Source organism: Nocardia iowensis (assembly GCF_019222765.1).
Taxonomy (GTDB): Bacteria; Actinomycetota; Actinomycetes; order Mycobacteriales; family Mycobacteriaceae; genus Nocardia; species Nocardia iowensis.
This window is the reverse complement of the sequence record NZ_CP078145.1, coordinates 496,890-511,645: the sequence shown is the minus strand read 5'-3', so window position 1 is coordinate 511,645 and position 14,756 is coordinate 496,890. Positions and strand designations below refer to the sequence as shown.

Sequence of the window (14,756 nt, the reverse complement as noted above, 5' to 3'; positions counted from 1 at the left end):
CGACCGCTGTACTGTTGGTTCCCCCTGCAGGAAAGCACCAAGCACACCGTTCGCAACATCGATCCTGCTGACGGTTTGGACTTTGGATCCGTCCCTCGAACACAGAAGCTTGCGACCAGGAACCAGTGAACCATGTCTTCGAGCAATTCAACAGTCGAGTTACCGACAATTTGCAAAAAAGTTGATCTTGCGAATGCGCAGGTGAGGGACACAATGCCAGAATCCAGACTTGAGGTTCGTTTGCCTCCCGATAACCGAGTGGGCGTATGGCAAACAGCCTGTGACCCAGGTCGCTATTGGGTATCGAAATGGCAGGTAGGCCTTCCTAACCGCACACGTTTCACACTTTCTCAGCGTGTCGCGGTGCGCGTCGCATGAATCCGACGACCTCGACCGCCCGGACAGCGCTTCCCACCGGCCTCGGCTATGGGACATCGTTGCTGAATCGTGTCCTAGTCGGCGCGCCCTCCGACGACCCCCGACTAACCCATGTCGTCGAGCTCCCCGCGCGGGCCGCCGAGGTCACCACCTGGCCTGATTGGACATCGCCTGAAGTGGTCGCCGCATTACAGGAGACCGGAGTCAACGCGCCGTGGAGTCATCAGACCCGCACCGCCGACCTCGCCTTCGGCGGAGCGCACGTGGTCGTCAGCACCGGCACGGCATCCGGCAAGTCGATGGGATATCAGCTGCCGGTATTGACCGCGCTGCGCGAAGACCCGAGGGCCACTGCCATTTATCTGGCACCCACCAAGGCGCTGGGCGCGGATCAACTGCGTGCCGTCGGTGCGCTGACCCATGAGGGACCGCTGCGCGATATCCATCCGGCAACCTATGACGGCGATACGCCTGCCGAGATCAGGCAGTGGGTGCGAGCCAACGCACGCTGGGTTTTCACCAACCCCGACATGCTGCATCTTGGCATCCTGCGCTCGCATCAGCGCTGGGCGCGGGTGCTGCGCAGGCTGCGCTACGTGGTGGTCGACGAATGCCACGCCTACCGTGGCGTTTTCGGTTCGCACGTGGCGCTGGTGCTGCGCAGGCTGCGGCGGATCGCCGCGCGCTACGGCGCCGACCCGGTGTTCGTGCTGTGCTCGGCGACCACGGCGGAGCCCGCGGCCGCCGCGTCCCGGTTGATCGGAGCGCCGTGCGTCGCGGTCACCGAGGACGGGTCACCGCAGGGTCCGCGCACCGTCGCGCTGTGGGAACCACCTCTGCTCACCACGGTGACCGGCGAAAACGGCGCACCGGTCCGGCGGGCGGCCACCACGGAAGCCGCCAGGATCATGGCGGACCTGGTGGTCGAGGGCGCGCGGACGCTGACCTTCGTCCGCTCGCGCCGGGCCGCCGAGCTCACGGCGATGGACACGCGGCGGCTGCTGAGCGAGGTCGATCCGAGCCTTGCCGAGCGCGTTGCCGCCTATCGGGCGGGTTACCTCGCGGAGGATCGGCGCGATCTGGAGACCGCGCTGTCGGACGGTTCGCTGCTCGGCGCGGCCACCACCAATGCGCTCGAACTCGGGGTCGATATCGCGGGGCTCGATGCCGTGGTGATCTGCGGTTTTCCCGGCACCGTCGCCTCGTTCTGGCAGCAGGCGGGCCGGGCGGGACGGCGCACGCAGGGGTCGTTGGTGCTGCTCGTGGCCAGGGACGATCCGCTGGACACCTACCTCGTGCACCATCCGGAAGCGCTGCTGGACAAGCCGGTCGAGGCCACGATCACCGATCCGCGCAACCCTTATGTCCTTGGTCCGCAATTGCTCTGCGCCGCATTGGAACTACCCCTCACCGACGCCGAGGTGGACGAGCTCGGTGCGCGCCAGGTGTTGACCGACCTCGCGGAGAAAGGCCTGATCAGACGCCGCGCCGTCCCGGGCGCCGAGGAGCGCGGGCGCTGGTACGTCACCGCGGAGACGCAGCCGCACGACGCCGTTGACGTGCGCGGCGGCATCGGCACGCCAGTGGCCATCGTCGATGGCGAGACCGGCCGGTTGCTCGGCACGGCCGACGCCGGACGAGCGCCGGCGACACTGCATCAGGGCGCCGTTCACCTGCATCAAGGCGATACCTACGTGGTCGACGAGCTGGATCTCGAGGGGGGCGTCGCGTTCGTGCACGCCGCCGAGCCGGGCTGGACCACCAGTGCCCGCTCGGTCACCTCGATCGCCATCGACACGATGACCGACCACCGCCGCCACGGCCGCGTGACGACGGCGTTGGCGCAGGTGCGGGTGACCAGCCAGGTGGTCGGGTATCTGCGCACCCTGGTCACCGGCGAGGTCCTGGACCTGGTCGAACTCGATATGCCCGAGCACACGCTGCCCACCAGGGCGGTGCTGTACACGGTGCGCCCGGAGTTGTTGGCGCTGGCGGGAATCGACGTGGCGGATGTGCCCGGTGCGCTGCATGCCGCCGAGCACGCGGCGATCGGGCTGTTGCCGCTGGTGGCGACCTGCGATCGGTGGGATATCGGTGGCGTCTCCACCGCCGAACACCCGGACACGGGGCTGCCGACGGTCTTCGTCTACGACGGTCAGCCCGGCGGGGCGGGCTTCGCCGAGCGTGGGTTCGCCCAGCTGCACCGCTGGCTCTCGGCGACCCTGGCCGTGATCGAGTCCTGCGCCTGCGCCGCGGGCTGTCCGTCCTGCGTTCAGTCACCCAAGTGCGGGAACGGAAACCACCCGCTCGACAAGGCCGGCGCGGCCAGGCTGCTCACGGTGGTGCTGGCCGAGCTGTCGGTCGGGTGACGACGCCGAGCTCGGTTCGTGACGGACCCGCGCCCGGCGCGTGACCGAACATCCACCTGACCTGCGCGTTCACCGGGAACGCTGAGGCGCGCCCGGCAGCCCGGCGGCGGGTTCCGGGCGGCCGAATAAAGAGGAATGTATTCAGGTTAACTGCGCTATTGCCACAGCGACGCCTGCGTACATGCGCATTCATTCGTTTCTTTATCCGCGCCAATGCGGACAATTGTCCAGTTGGAATTATTTGGCCTGGGGAATTACCGATTTCCGCTACTCGCAAGAACGGCTGGAGTGCGAGTGCGCGCACCAGTCACACTCACTCATCAACGGGTCCGGCGCGGGCGACCGCACTCACCATCCGCACGCCTAACAGACCTATTGGTACATTCCTTTCCACAATCACCGTTGCATCCCACTCAACGACTTCGCACCCCTGCAGCCGCGTCCCCATCCGACGCGCAACCACCCCCGCCTCGGCACATCCGGACTCCGCGCCCTCGACCAAAGTTCCCGCGGCCGCGAGCGCCGCCAAGTCGGCTGCGGCCTGCGCACGGTGCCGAGTGACAACCACCACACCGACCTGTCCGATCAGCAGCGTTGCGGCGATCAGTCCGGTCAGTGCGAGACACGCGAAGACCGTCGCCGCTCCCGCCTCCGTCCTCAGCCCCGTCACCAGCTGGTGGTTCCCCTCGCTCACGGTGCCGTCCCCGGCTCGAGCGCGGCGATGGCATCGGCGCGGAGGGTCAGCAGGGGTAGGAGTGGGGCGCGGGAGCTGACGCGGGCGATCACGCGGTCACCTTCGGTGCGCACCGAGATGTCCGCAGCCGGAGGTGCGACGCGGCGGGCCGCCGAGATCGCGTTCGCCTCGTCGCCGCGGGCGGACAGCCGGGCCGCCTCGCGGGCGGCATCGACACAGCGCACCTGCGTCGACGCCGCCAGCAAGGCTCCGATACACAGCACGACCGCGACGACGAGGGTGGCGAGTGCGATCGCCGCCTCGACCGTCACCGAACCCCGGTCAGCACCGAGAACTGTTGCAGCCCAGTTCTTTATCGAATTCGGCCAGGCAGCTACACGGCGGTGTTGAGGGCCCGATCGATGATCTTCGTCAGCGCGTTCACGATGCTGTCGCCGGTCACCACCCCGTACAGCACGGCACCGAACGCCGCGGCGGCGATCGTCCCGATCGCGTACTCGGCCGTGCTCATCCCGTCGTCGGCGGTCACCGCGTGCAGGATTCGCGAACGCAGCTCCGTATATACAGCCCTCAGTTCGTGGATTGCGTGGCTCGCCACTCGCTCGACTCGCACCTGATTCCCCTCTCACTCCGGTCCGCGCGGCGGATCCGCGCGGGCACGTTCCGTTGGGTGGGGCGGACACGGCGGTAGTGCCAACGACTCGCTCGCTCACAGCAGTCCACCGCCGAGCACCCGGCCTGCCAGGCCGACCACCACCGGCACGATGCCGAGGCAGACGAACGCGGGAAGGAAGCAGAGCCCGAGCGGACCGCCGATCAACACCCCGGCCCGCTCGGCCCGCGCCGCGGCCGCATCCTCGACCGCACCCCGGCGTTGTTCGGCCAGTTCCGCTACCGCGACCGCCAGCGAGGCACCTGACCGCGCGGATCTGCGTGCCATCCGCGCCAACGACTCGACGTCCTCGGCGCCCGGCCGTCCGGCGCCACCTTCCGCCGCCCGCTCCCATGCGGTGGCGGCATCGGCGCCGAGAGCGAGCAGATCCGCCGCCCGACTCAGTGCCTCGCCCAACAGTTCCGGCGCGCTTGGCGCCACCGCCCGCGCGGCACCCGCCATCGGCAGTCCGGCCCGCAGACACGCTGCCAACAGGTCGAACACCGAAGCGGATGCCAGCGGGTCGAGCTGCTGCCGCGATGCGGGCTCGGCGGTGCGTGCCGCCCCCGGCTGCCGAAGAGTTCGCAGCCGTCGGCGCACCGCCACCCGGCCGGGCAACAGGAGCAGCGCGACCGCGAGCAACAAGGTCGGCAGCGACGGATAAGTCACGGCCAGTTCCATCCTGAGCCTCCTCACCCGGGTCAGTGCACGAATGCGTCGCGCATGGAGTGCAGTCCGCACCTCCCGAACCGACATCCCCTGCACACACCGCATCCACTGGCCGCGGTCCACAGCAGTGTCGAACAAGCGAGCCAACCGCGAATCCCGCATCCGACCAGGTGTGGCCGACACGGTCCAACTCCAACTCCGGCACCGACTTCGACACCCACTCAGACCTGCGTACGGACCCTGGAGGTAACAGCACCGGAGCCGAAACCGCTTGGCGCGCAGAGGATCGGCCGCATATGAGGCAGCGAGTTTGTTTCATACGAGCACCTTTCGCGTGATGGCATCGGTCCATAGCAGGCCCGCGCAGGCCAGGGCGGCGCCGAGTGGCAGCAGCACCGTGCCCGCCGAGGAGGCGAAGAGGACGTGCAGCGGGGCGGCGCCCATCATGTGGCCGAGGCCGATGCCGAGGAGGGGCAGGCAAGCCAGGACGGCGGCGGTGGCCCGGGCACCGGCGAGGGCGGCGGTGGTGCGGCCGTGGAACCGGATGCGGCCCACCAGGTCCGTGCGTGCTGCGGACAGGAGTTCGGCGAGCGCGAGTCCGTGCTGCTCGGCGACCTGCCACGCATCGGCGATCCGCGCGAGTTCCCCGGCGACAATGGAATCCGGCTGCCGCAACCCGGCCGCCGCGGAACCACCCAGCCTGCTGCGACCGGCACTGACCGCGAACGCCAAGGCGGATTCACCCCGCGCCTCGCCCGCCGCGACCTCGGCGGCCGCACTCGGATGCGCACCGACCCGCAACTCCCCGATCACCGCTTCCAAGGCATCCAGCAGGTAGGCGCATTCGACGTGTCTGCGACGATCCCGACCGGCCCGGCGCATCCGGAACCACACCGTCCCCACCACCATCGCCGCAGCAAGGAACGGACCCGGCCCGAACATCAGCGCCGCTAGCACGCCGACTACACCCGCGAGTCGAATCAAGTTGTCCTTACGCATTTTTCGAACAGTGGCCGGTTCTGCGAACAGGTCGGAGAATCGACGACGTGACGAAGCGGCCGGTGCCGCGAGCAGCGCAAGTGCGAGACACATCAATGCCGCGGTCATCGGCTGCCTCGGTCGGCTGGCGGCGCGAAATGCCCACCGCACCGGCTTCTCGGCAGCTGCCCCCACCCGGCAAGCATTGGCCCGGATCGCTGTACAGCCTGCGAGTCCCAGCGCAGCGCCGCACCGGTGATGCTCATCGGTCGAGCCTTTCGCTGAGTAGGCGGGCCAGGTCGGCGGCGGCAGGTGCCGGGGCGGACGCGTGCCAGGCGGGGGCGATGTGGACGCGACCGTTGTCGTTTCGGTGAACAAGGCCGATTTCGCGGAGTCCACGGGAGCCGTCCGCACGACGATGAACATGCAGGACGACTTGCACAGCCGCGGCCAGTTGGCTGTGCAGTGCGGCGCGGTCCATGCCACCAAGGGCGGCAAGGGCTTCCAGCCGAGCGGGTACTTCCTGCGGCGAGTTCGCGTGGACTGTTCCCGCGCCGCCGTCGTGGCCGGTGTTGAGTGCCGTCAGCAGGTCGACGACCTCGGCGCCTCTGACCTCGCCGACCACGATTCGGTCCGGTCGCATGCGCAGGGCCTGGCGAACCAGGTCGCGGACGGTCACCTCGCCGACACCCTCGACATTCGCGGTGCGTGCGACGAGCCGCACCACATGCGGGTGTGGTGGCGCGAGTTCGGCGGCATCTTCCACACAGACGATCCGTTCGCTCGGACCGATCTTGGCGAGCAGGCCGGACAGCAGCGTCGTCTTACCCGCCCCGGTGCCACCCACCACCAGAAAGGCGAGGCGCGCCTGAATAATTCGCTCCAGCAGGTGCTTTGCGTCGCCGGGTACCGCGCCGGCAGCCGCCAGTGCGTCCAAGCCCTGCGTGGCGGGCCGCAGCACTCGCAGCGATAAACAGGTGCCACCGTGCGCGACCGGTGCGAGCACGGCATGCAGTCGCACACCGAACGAATCACCCAGCGCCGCTCCAGTTCCGGACAGTCGGCCGTCCACCCACGGTTGGGCATCGTCGAGTCGGCGTCCGGCCGAGAGGGCGAGCCGCTGCGCGAGTCTGCGGACCGCCGCCTCGTCCGGAAAGGTGATCGAGGTTTTCTCCAGACCGTGCCCACGATCGATCCACACCGCATCCGCACCGGTCACCAGCACATCGGCGACCTGTGGATCGTGCAGCAGCGGCTCCAGTACACCGGCCCCGGTCATCTCGGTCTGCAACAACCGCAGTGCCCGTAGCAGATCCGTGTCGCCGAGCACCCCGCCTGCCTCCGCCCTAATGGCGGCGGCAACCTGAGCCGGATCCGGATCCCCCGCTGCACCGGACAGCCGCTCTCGCACCCGATCGAGCAGCTCGGACGTCACCAGCGCACTCATCGCCGTCCCCGCCCCGCCGCGCGTCGGCGCCAGACCTCCGCCGTCTGGGTCCCGCGGACCAGGCACCCGCGCTCTTCCATGCTCGGGCGGCAATTCGTTGCGCTGCCCGGCCGGTCGTTGTGACCACCCGCGCCCCGTTGCCTCATCGCCGCTGTCCCGCCGGTGCGCTGAGCACATCGAGCACCGCATCGGCCGCGTCCCGCAACGGGCCGCGGCGCTGTACGGTCAACCCGCCGCGTTCCAGTCGAGCGGCCAGGCCGGATTGGGCGCGGACGGCCGCGAGCAGCGGGAGGTCGAGCACCTCGGCGACCTCGGGGCCGCGCAGCCCGCCTGGTGCGGGGCCGCGGACTATCAAGCCCTGGTTGGGGTTTCGGCGGGCGATGTGGGCGGCAACCGCTTCGGCGGCGGCGACCGCGCGCAATCGCGCGGGAACGACCAGGACGACGAGGTCGGCGGAGTCGAGCATCTGGTCGGCGTGCGGGCCACGCTCGCCGGATATGTCGCAAATCACCAAATCGCCTGCGGCACGGCCTGCTTCGATCACCGCACGGACGGCGGCGGGACCGATCTCGCGTGGCAACCGGCCCGCACCGCAGCGCCCACAGGCCAGCACGGCCACCCCGGGGGCGGCGGTTGGCAGCGCGGAGTGCAGCGCGGCCGCCGCCACCCTTCCGTCCTCGACGACCAGGTCCTGCCAGCGCAGTCCGGCGCTGTTTTCGATGCCGAGCAGCAGGTCGAGACCGCCGCCGAGGGGTGCGCCGTCAACCAGAATGGTGTCGCGCCGGAACCCTTCGGCGGCGGATCGCAGCGCCACCGCAGCGGCCAGAGTCGACGCTCCCGCTCCCCCGGCAGCACCCGCCACCGCGACGACAACCCCGTCTCCTTGGCGCTGTTCACCGTACTCAGCAAACATCTCGATAAGTCCTACGGCGGCCCCGGGCAGCGCGGTCACCCGCTCGGCGCCGATTGCCGCAGCTGCTTGCCAATCGAGCAATCCGGGTTCGCCATCGGTGACCAGAACGACGCCGAGACGGCGCAGATAGCCCGCTTCGGCGGCCTCGCCGGCCGTGACTGTGTCCAGGATCACCAGCGGGGCACCCGTCCACGCGTGTCTGCCGATGGGCAGCTGCCGTTCATCGAGACCGCGTTCGGCCGCGGCGGCGACGCGGCGCACTTCGTCGCGCAGCCGGGGGTCGCGGATGAGCACGAGTGCCGGTGGCGGGCTGCTGTTGTCCGGCGCCACTTCAAGATTCATGCGGCTGAGCGTGGCCGAAACCGGGCGACGGCAGAAGAGGCGATGCGCCGAATGTGGATAACTCGGGGGTGTGCAGAACTTTTCAGTTCCGAGAAGGGGCCGCGAGCCGTCCCCGAAATAGAGGACGGCCCCAGCCGGGGGGGGAGGAGGCTGGGGCCGTCGGGTTCAGCCCCGGGGGGTCGGGCTGAACGCGCCTGGACTATGTCCAGGTGCCAGCAATACTACACCCAAGCACCGCCCACAACGCAAGTCTGTCGTCGGAGAACTTTGTGGCTGTGACGGGCTCCGCGGCGGCACGGCAAACTCCCCGCTCGCGGCGGCGGTTCCGGCCCGGAAACCGCCGTCATCGACACCAACGCCATCCCCAGTCCACCCCCCAGTTCGACAGCGGTCGAGCACGGCTGCGGCCGGTGCCGGGACGCGGTCCGCCGCCGGGCCGGAGCGGGCCGGGAGACAGCGCCTAAGCTGGTCGGGTGGACGCACCCCCCGCGGACGGCCGCGTCGCCGCCTTCTTCGACCTCGACAAGACCGTGATCGCGAAATCGAGCACGTTCGTCTTCAGCAAGCCCTTCTACGCGCAAGGCCTGTTGAATCGCCGCGACGTGCTCGAAAGTAGTTATGCCCACTTCCTGTTCATGCTGTCCGGCGCCGATCACGACCAAATGGAGCGGATGCGCGCCCATCTGACGAACATGTGCGCGGGCTGGGACGTGGAGCAGGTGAAAACCATTGTGGCCGAGACACTTCACGAGCTGGTCGATCCGCTGATCTACGCCGAGGCGGCCGATCTCATTGCCGACCACAAGATCCGGGGCCACGACGTGGTGATCGTGTCGGCTTCGGGTGAGGAGATCGTCGGCCCGATCGCGGCGGCGCTGGGCGCCTCGCACACCGCGGCGACCCGCATGGTCGTGGCGGACGGCAAGTACACCGGCGAGGTCGACTTCTACTGCTACGGCGAGGGGAAGGTCGCGGCGATCGAAAAGCTCGCCGCTACTGAGGGTTACGATCTTTCTCGCTGTTACGCGTATTCCGATTCGGTGACCGATCTGCCGTTGCTGAACGCGGTAGGCCATCCGACAGTGGTCAATCCGGATCGCACTCTGCGCCGCGAGGCGGCGGCCAAGGGCTGGCCGATCTTGACCTTCTCCAGCCCGGTCTCGCTGTGGGCCCGCTTCCAAGCGCCCTCGTCCACCACCCTTGCCGCGACCGCTGCGGTCGGTTTGAGCGCGGTGCTCGCCGGCGCGATCAGTTATCGATTGCTGCGCCGACGCAGCTGAGCCTTAGCCAACACCGGCGCCGGACCGGCCCGCGCTGTTGGAGAGGAAGCCGGGTGCTTGCCGAAGGGTTTGCTGGACGTCAGCTCGAGAAGCCGCGACGAAGCATTGAACCACGAAACGCCGATCGACACGCCGAATATGGAATGTCTTCCCAGGTCTTGATGTGAGCGCCGTCACGGGGTAAAAAGGTAACTACGGAAGGTCGGAAGGCCAAGGCAGGACCAGAAGAGAAGGTTCCGTCTCCCATCCAGCCTTCCCAGCACGGACACCAGGCACCCACGCGGAGCGCGCCGCGACAAGGGCAGAAGCGTTGTGGGCCTGCGAAATCCGGGTCTTCGTCGGCGAGGGCCTCGCACAGGTTGCGGGGATGAACCGTCGGAGTTCGGACTATCGCCGAGGCCGTAGAACACAACCCACCCAGCACGCTTGGTAACCGGGTAGTCCGTGCTACGCGGGCGGTGAGGTCGACAACGGCAACGCCGCCCGCTCTGACGTGTACGGGTCTGACGTGTACGGGTCTGACGTGTACGGGTCTGACGTGTACAGCGCCGTTATCCCGACGCCGAATCGGCGATCGACGTGGCTTCCCGCGCACCATCCTCGAATGCGCCGCAGCACAGCAGCACCCAGCTGCCGACGGCGTCCGCGTCTCCTCCCCCGAACGCGGCGGCGGCATCGAAATACGCCTGCTTACGCCGCAGCCAGAAAACCTCGGGCACTCCCAAACTGTGTGGGTCCAGACCGCTGGACACCGCGACCAGCCGCGATGCGGCCCGCGCCACCACGCCGTCGGCAGACCCGAACGGCCGCAACGCGAGCAGCTCTCCATGGACCACCGCCGCGAGCACCGGCGCGGGTGCACTCGACCCGAGCACCGTCTGGACCAGCAGGTCCAGCCGCTCCGCCACACCCGCGTCGCCGCGCGGCCGGCCGAGCAGCTCGGCATCGGCCACGAGGTCAGCCGCGGCTAGCAGATGCAGCCTGGCCAGCGCCTGCAACGGCGCCCGCTGCCAGGTGCCGACCAGATTGCGTAGCGCGTCCCCGTCCAACGCCTGGCCGACCCGTAGCGATCCGGCCAGAATCGGATCGCCGACCTCCCCGTCAGCCGGCAGCTCGGTACTGCCGCCGTCGATGGCGGCCGACGACCGCGCCGCGCGCACCGCCGCCTCGGCGGCCGTGGTCGGCCAGCCGCGCCGGTTCGCCCGGTGCCGATGCACCTCGGCGAGCGCGTCGCGGGCACGGTCGGCCGCGGCACGCACACCGGGCAGATCGACGAGGGGCTGTAGCGGATCGGTCACGGCTTACGAGGCTACTTGCGGCCGCCCGGCCCACCCCATTCAGGAGCGCGCCGAGCGGTGCGGCCGCCTCAGCCGGCCAGCAGGTCTCAGCCCGCCGCCAGCAGGTCTCGGCCGGGGATGGCGTCCAGCAGCCGCCGGGTGTACTCCTCTCGCGGATTGCCGAAGACCTCTTCGGTGGACGCCGCCTCGACCACCTTGCCGGTCTGCATGACCAGCACGTCGTCGGCGATCTGGCGGACAACGGCCAGGTCGTGGGTGATGAACACATACGACAGGCCCAGTTCGGCCTGCAGATCGTTCAGCAGCCGCAGGATCTGGGCCTGCACCAGCACGTCGAGCGCGGAAACCGCCTCGTCACAGACCACGACCTCAGGCGAAAGCGCGAGGGCGCGGGCCACGGCGACGCGCTGACGCTGGCCACCCGACAACTCGTTCGGGTACCGGCGCATCACGGTGGATGGCAACGACACCTTGTCGAGCAGCTCCCGCACCGTGGCCTCGCGCTCCTTCGGGGTGCCGATGTTGTGCGTGCGCAACGGCTCCTCGATGGTGCGGTAGATCGAGTACATCGGGTCCAGCGAGCCGTACGGGTCCTGGAAGATCGGCTGCACCCGGCGCCGGAACGCGAAGGCGCCCTTGCGATCCAGCTTCGCCACCTCTTGTCCGTCGAAGGTGACCTTGCCCGAGGTCGGCTCGAGCAGACCGAGGATCATCTGCGCGACCGTCGACTTACCCGAACCGGATTCGCCGACGATGGCGGTCGTGGTGCCGCGCCGGAGCCGGAACGAAACATCCTGCACCGCAAGGAAGTCGGTCGACTTCCACGGGACGCTGCCGCGGATCTTGAACGCCTTGGTGAGATTATCGACCACCACCACGTCGTCGGGCACCACGGCCAGCTCGGTGTCGGCCGCCGCGATCTGCTCGGCCACCTGCACCGCTTGCTCGCGAATCTCGATGCGCTGCTTCACCGAAGACAACCGCTGCGACGCCAGCGAGGGCGCCGAGTTCACCAGCCGCTTGGTGTACAAGTGCTGCGGTTCGCGCAGAATCTGCAGGGCCGGACCGGATTCCACGACTCGGCCGCGATACATCACCACCAGATGCTCCGCGCGCTCGGCGGCGAGGCCGAGGTCGTGGGTGATCAGCAGTACCGCGGTGCCGAGCTCGTTGGTGAGGCCGTCGAGGTGATCGAGGATCTGCCGCTGCACGGTGACGTCGAGCGCCGAGGTCGGCTCGTCCGCGATCAACAGCTTGGGCCGGCACGCCAGGCCGATGGCGATGAGCGCACGCTGACGCATACCGCCGGAGAACTCGTGCGGATACTGGTTCACCCGGCGCTCGCCGTCGGACATGCCCGCTTCGTGCAGCAGTTCGATGGCCCGCTGCTTGGCCGCCTTACCCTTGGCGATGCCGTTGGCCTCCAACGTCTCCCGGATCTGGAAGCCGATCTTCCACACCGGGTTCAGGTTCGACATCGGATCCTGCGGGACCAGCCCGATCCCGCTGCCGCGAACCGTGATGACGTCCTTCTTCGACGCCTTCGCGAGGTCCTTGCCGTCGAACAGGATCGAGCCGGAGGTCACCTGCCCGGTGCCGGGCAGCAGATCGATGATCGCGTGCGCGGTGGTGGACTTGCCCGAGCCGGATTCGCCGACGATCGCGACGGTCTGGCCCGGGTACACCGACAGGTTCACATCACGGACGGCGGGTATTTTCTTGCCTTCGGAGGTGAAACAGACGTTCAGGTCCTTGATTTCGAGCAGGGGCGACTGTGCGCTGCGGAACTCACTCATCGCTTCCTAGCCTTCGGGTCGAGGGCGTCGCGCACCGCGTCGCCCAGCATGATGAAGCTCAGCACCGTGAGCGCGAGTGCCGTGGCCGGATAGAACAAGATCGCGGAGGTGCGAATCTCTTTCTGCCCCGACGAGATATCGGCGCCCCACGATACGATCGTGCGCGACAGCCCGACACCGAGGTAGGACAACGTCGCCTCGGTGACGATGAAGACGCCGAGCCAGATCGTGGTGACCACGATCAGCGGACCCGCCGCGTTCGGCAGCACATGACGTAGCAGTGTGCGTATTCGGGAGACGCCCAAAGCCTTTGCCGCCGTGACGTAATCGCTGTTCTTGGCCTGGATCACCGCGCTGCGCGCGATCCGCGCCGCCTGCGGCCAGGTGAACGAAGCGAGAATGAGGATCACGGTCCAGATGGTCCGCGAATCGAGCAGCTGCATGATCACGATCGCGGCCAGCATCAGCGGGATCGCGTAGAAGATCTCGGCGATGCGCGACACGATCGAGTCGAGAAGCCCGCCGTAGAAACCGGACAGGGAACCGAGGATGCCGCCGATCAGCACGAACAAGACGGTCGAGCCGACGCCCGCCATCACCGACGCCCGCGCGCCGTACACCGTTCGGGCGTAGATGTCACAGCCCTGTTTGTCGAAGCCGAACGGATGACCAGGACCGCGCGGATCCATGCTGAAGTCGCCGTTGCAGTAGCGCGGATCCTGGCTGGTGAACAGTCCCGGCCAGATGACGACAATGAGCACGAACGCGATCATCAGCACGGCGACGATGAAGATCGGGTTGCGCCGCAGCTGTCGCCAGGCGTCCTGCCAGACGCTGGTCGGCGAGCCCGCGTCGACGACCATGTCGGTGGCGAGCACCTCGACCTCGTCGGGCGGTGCGACGAAGTAGACCTGCCTGCCGCGGGCCGCGCTTTCCGCGAGGTCGATTCCTTTTCCTTTGTCGAGGTCAGGCATAGCGAATCCTCGGATCGAGTGCGGCGTAGAGGAGGTCTACGACCAGGTTGGAGACCAGGAAGATGATGATCAGCACCGTCACGAACGACACGACGGTGGGCGGTTCGCCACGGGTGATCGCCTGGAACAACGTGCCGCCGACGCCGGGAATGTTGAAGATGCCCTCGGTGACGATGGCGCCGCCCATCAGCGAGCCGAGTTCGGCGCCGAGGAAGGTGATCACCGGGATCATCGAGTTACGCAGGATGTGCACCGTCACCACCCGGGGCCTGCTCAGCCCCTTGGCAGTCGCGGTCCGGACGAAGTCGGCGGACATGTTCTCCGCCACCGAGTTCCGGGTCAACCGCAGCACGTAGGCGAACGACAACGAGCCGAGCACGAAAGCGGGAACCAGCAATTCGGTGTAACTCGCCTTACCGGTGACGGTCACCGGTGCGATCCCCCACTTCACCCCGAGCAGGAACTGCGCGAGGAAGCCGACGACGAAGATCGGGACCGCGATCACGATCAGGCTGACGACCAGCATCGTCGAGTCGAACAGCTTGCCCTTGCGCAGCCCGGCCACCAGGCCGAAGATGACGCCGAACACGGCCTCGATGCACACCGCCATGGCGGCGAGTTTGATGGTGATCGGGAAGGCTCGCGCCAGCTCGTCGCGCACCGGCCTGCCGGAGAAGGCGGTGCCGAAGTCGAACGTGACAATGCCCTTCAGATACAGCAGATACTGCATGATGAAGGGCTGGTCGAGGTGATACCGCGCGCGGAGTTGCGCCTCCACCGCGGGGGTCATCGGTTTGTCGCCGGCGAGGGCCTGAATCGGATCGCCGGGAATGAGGAATACCAAGGCATAGATGAGCAGCGTCGCCCCGAGGAACACGGGGATCATCTGAAGCAGACGCCGCACGACATACCAGGCCATTTCGCCTCCTGGGTCAGTGATGAGCCGCGCCGCCTTCGCGACGCGGC

The 14,756-nt window shown here is 68.1% G+C and carries 13 protein-coding genes; 2 read left to right on the top strand and 11 right to left on the bottom strand.

Annotation, left to right across the window (positions count from 1 at the left end; genetic code table 11):
* Positions 1–374: 374 nt before the first annotated feature.
* Positions 375–2,747, top strand: a complete 2,373-nt coding sequence (locus tag KV110_RS02445; RefSeq protein WP_218472925.1) for a DEAD/DEAH box helicase — start codon at positions 375–377, stop codon at positions 2,745–2,747.
* A gap of 313 nt (positions 2,748–3,060) precedes the next feature.
* Here the strand turns inward: KV110_RS02445 and KV110_RS02440 are convergent, their stop codons facing one another.
* From KV110_RS02440 to ssd, 7 genes are all read right to left on the bottom strand, one after another.
* A complete protein-coding gene (locus KV110_RS02440) occupies positions 3,061–3,441 on the bottom strand; it encodes an Rv3654c family TadE-like protein (RefSeq protein WP_246634314.1) in 381 nt (126 codons plus the stop codon).
* Positions 3,438–3,752 carry a TadE family type IV pilus minor pilin gene (locus KV110_RS02435; protein ID WP_218472924.1) on the bottom strand — a complete coding sequence of 105 codons (315 nt, stop codon included), beginning with the start codon at positions 3,750–3,752 and terminating at the stop codon, positions 3,438–3,440. Before KV110_RS02435 ends, KV110_RS02440 begins: the two co-directional genes overlap by 4 nt.
* 62 nt (positions 3,753–3,814) lie before the next feature.
* Positions 3,815–4,015, bottom strand: a complete 201-nt coding sequence (locus KV110_RS02430) for a DUF4244 domain-containing protein (RefSeq protein WP_218478110.1) — start codon at positions 4,013–4,015, stop codon at positions 3,815–3,817.
* 135 nt (positions 4,016–4,150) lie between these two features.
* On the bottom strand, positions 4,151–4,774 hold the full coding sequence (locus KV110_RS02425) for a type II secretion system F family protein (protein ID WP_218472923.1): 624 nt from the start codon (positions 4,772–4,774) through the stop codon (positions 4,151–4,153).
* Positions 4,775–5,077: 303 nt separating this feature from the next.
* Entirely contained in the window at positions 5,078–5,869 is a 792-nt protein-coding gene (locus KV110_RS02420; protein WP_218478108.1) for a type II secretion system F family protein, read from the bottom strand.
* Positions 5,870–6,002: 133 nt separating this feature from the next.
* Entirely contained in the window at positions 6,003–7,187 is a 1,185-nt protein-coding gene (locus KV110_RS02415) for a TadA family conjugal transfer-associated ATPase (RefSeq protein WP_218472922.1), read from the bottom strand.
* Positions 7,188–7,329: 142 nt separating this feature from the next.
* Complete coding sequence (ssd, locus tag KV110_RS02410) at positions 7,330–8,442, bottom strand: septum site-determining protein Ssd (protein WP_218472921.1); 1,113 nt, start codon at positions 8,440–8,442, stop codon at positions 7,330–7,332.
* Between the two features lie 473 nt (positions 8,443–8,915).
* Between ssd and KV110_RS02405 the strand changes: the two genes are divergently transcribed.
* On the top strand, positions 8,916–9,722 hold the full coding sequence (locus KV110_RS02405; protein WP_218472920.1) for an HAD family hydrolase: 807 nt from the start codon (positions 8,916–8,918) through the stop codon (positions 9,720–9,722).
* 551 nt (positions 9,723–10,273) lie between these two features.
* On the opposite strand, the gene KV110_RS02400 is transcribed toward KV110_RS02405, so the two are convergent.
* The 4 genes from KV110_RS02400 to KV110_RS02385 form a co-directional block, all read right to left on the bottom strand.
* The gene (locus tag KV110_RS02400) at positions 10,274–11,020 is read right to left on the bottom strand and encodes a Fic family protein (protein ID WP_218472919.1); all 747 of its coding nucleotides are present in this window, start codon (positions 11,018–11,020) and stop codon (positions 10,274–10,276) included.
* Positions 11,021–11,106: 86 nt separating this feature from the next.
* The gene (locus tag KV110_RS02395) at positions 11,107–12,816 is read right to left on the bottom strand and encodes a dipeptide ABC transporter ATP-binding protein (protein WP_218472918.1); all 1,710 of its coding nucleotides are present in this window, start codon (positions 12,814–12,816) and stop codon (positions 11,107–11,109) included.
* Positions 12,813–13,790, bottom strand: coding sequence for an ABC transporter permease (locus tag KV110_RS02390; protein WP_218472916.1), 978 nt, complete (start codon positions 13,788–13,790; stop codon positions 12,813–12,815). Before KV110_RS02390 ends, KV110_RS02395 begins: the two co-directional genes overlap by 4 nt.
* A complete protein-coding gene (locus KV110_RS02385) occupies positions 13,783–14,709 on the bottom strand; it encodes an ABC transporter permease (protein ID WP_218472914.1) in 927 nt (308 codons plus the stop codon). Before KV110_RS02385 ends, KV110_RS02390 begins: the two co-directional genes overlap by 8 nt.
* Positions 14,710–14,756: the final 47 nt, after the last annotated feature.

Bases quoted from the DNA above. Each gene is read 5' to 3' on its own strand.
- KV110_RS02420 (WP_218478108.1), bottom strand. From the start codon at position 5,869: ATGACCGCGGCATTGATGTGTCTCGCACTTGCGCTGCTCGCGGCACCG.
- KV110_RS02445 (WP_218472925.1), top strand. From the start codon at position 375: ATGAATCCGACGACCTCGACCGCCCGGACAGCGCTTCCCACCGGCCTC.
- KV110_RS02415 (WP_218472922.1), bottom strand. From the start codon at position 7,187: ATGAGTGCGCTGGTGACGTCCGAGCTGCTCGATCGGGTGCGAGAGCGG.
- KV110_RS02385 (WP_218472914.1), bottom strand. From the start codon at position 14,709: ATGGCCTGGTATGTCGTGCGGCGTCTGCTTCAGATGATCCCCGTGTTC.
- KV110_RS02425 (WP_218472923.1), bottom strand. From the start codon at position 4,774: ATGGAACTGGCCGTGACTTATCCGTCGCTGCCGACCTTGTTGCTCGCG.
- KV110_RS02395 (WP_218472918.1), bottom strand. From the start codon at position 12,816: ATGAGTGAGTTCCGCAGCGCACAGTCGCCCCTGCTCGAAATCAAGGAC.
- ssd (WP_218472921.1), bottom strand. From the start codon at position 8,442: ATGAATCTTGAAGTGGCGCCGGACAACAGCAGCCCGCCACCGGCACTC.
- KV110_RS02390 (WP_218472916.1), bottom strand. From the start codon at position 13,790: ATGCCTGACCTCGACAAAGGAAAAGGAATCGACCTCGCGGAAAGCGCG.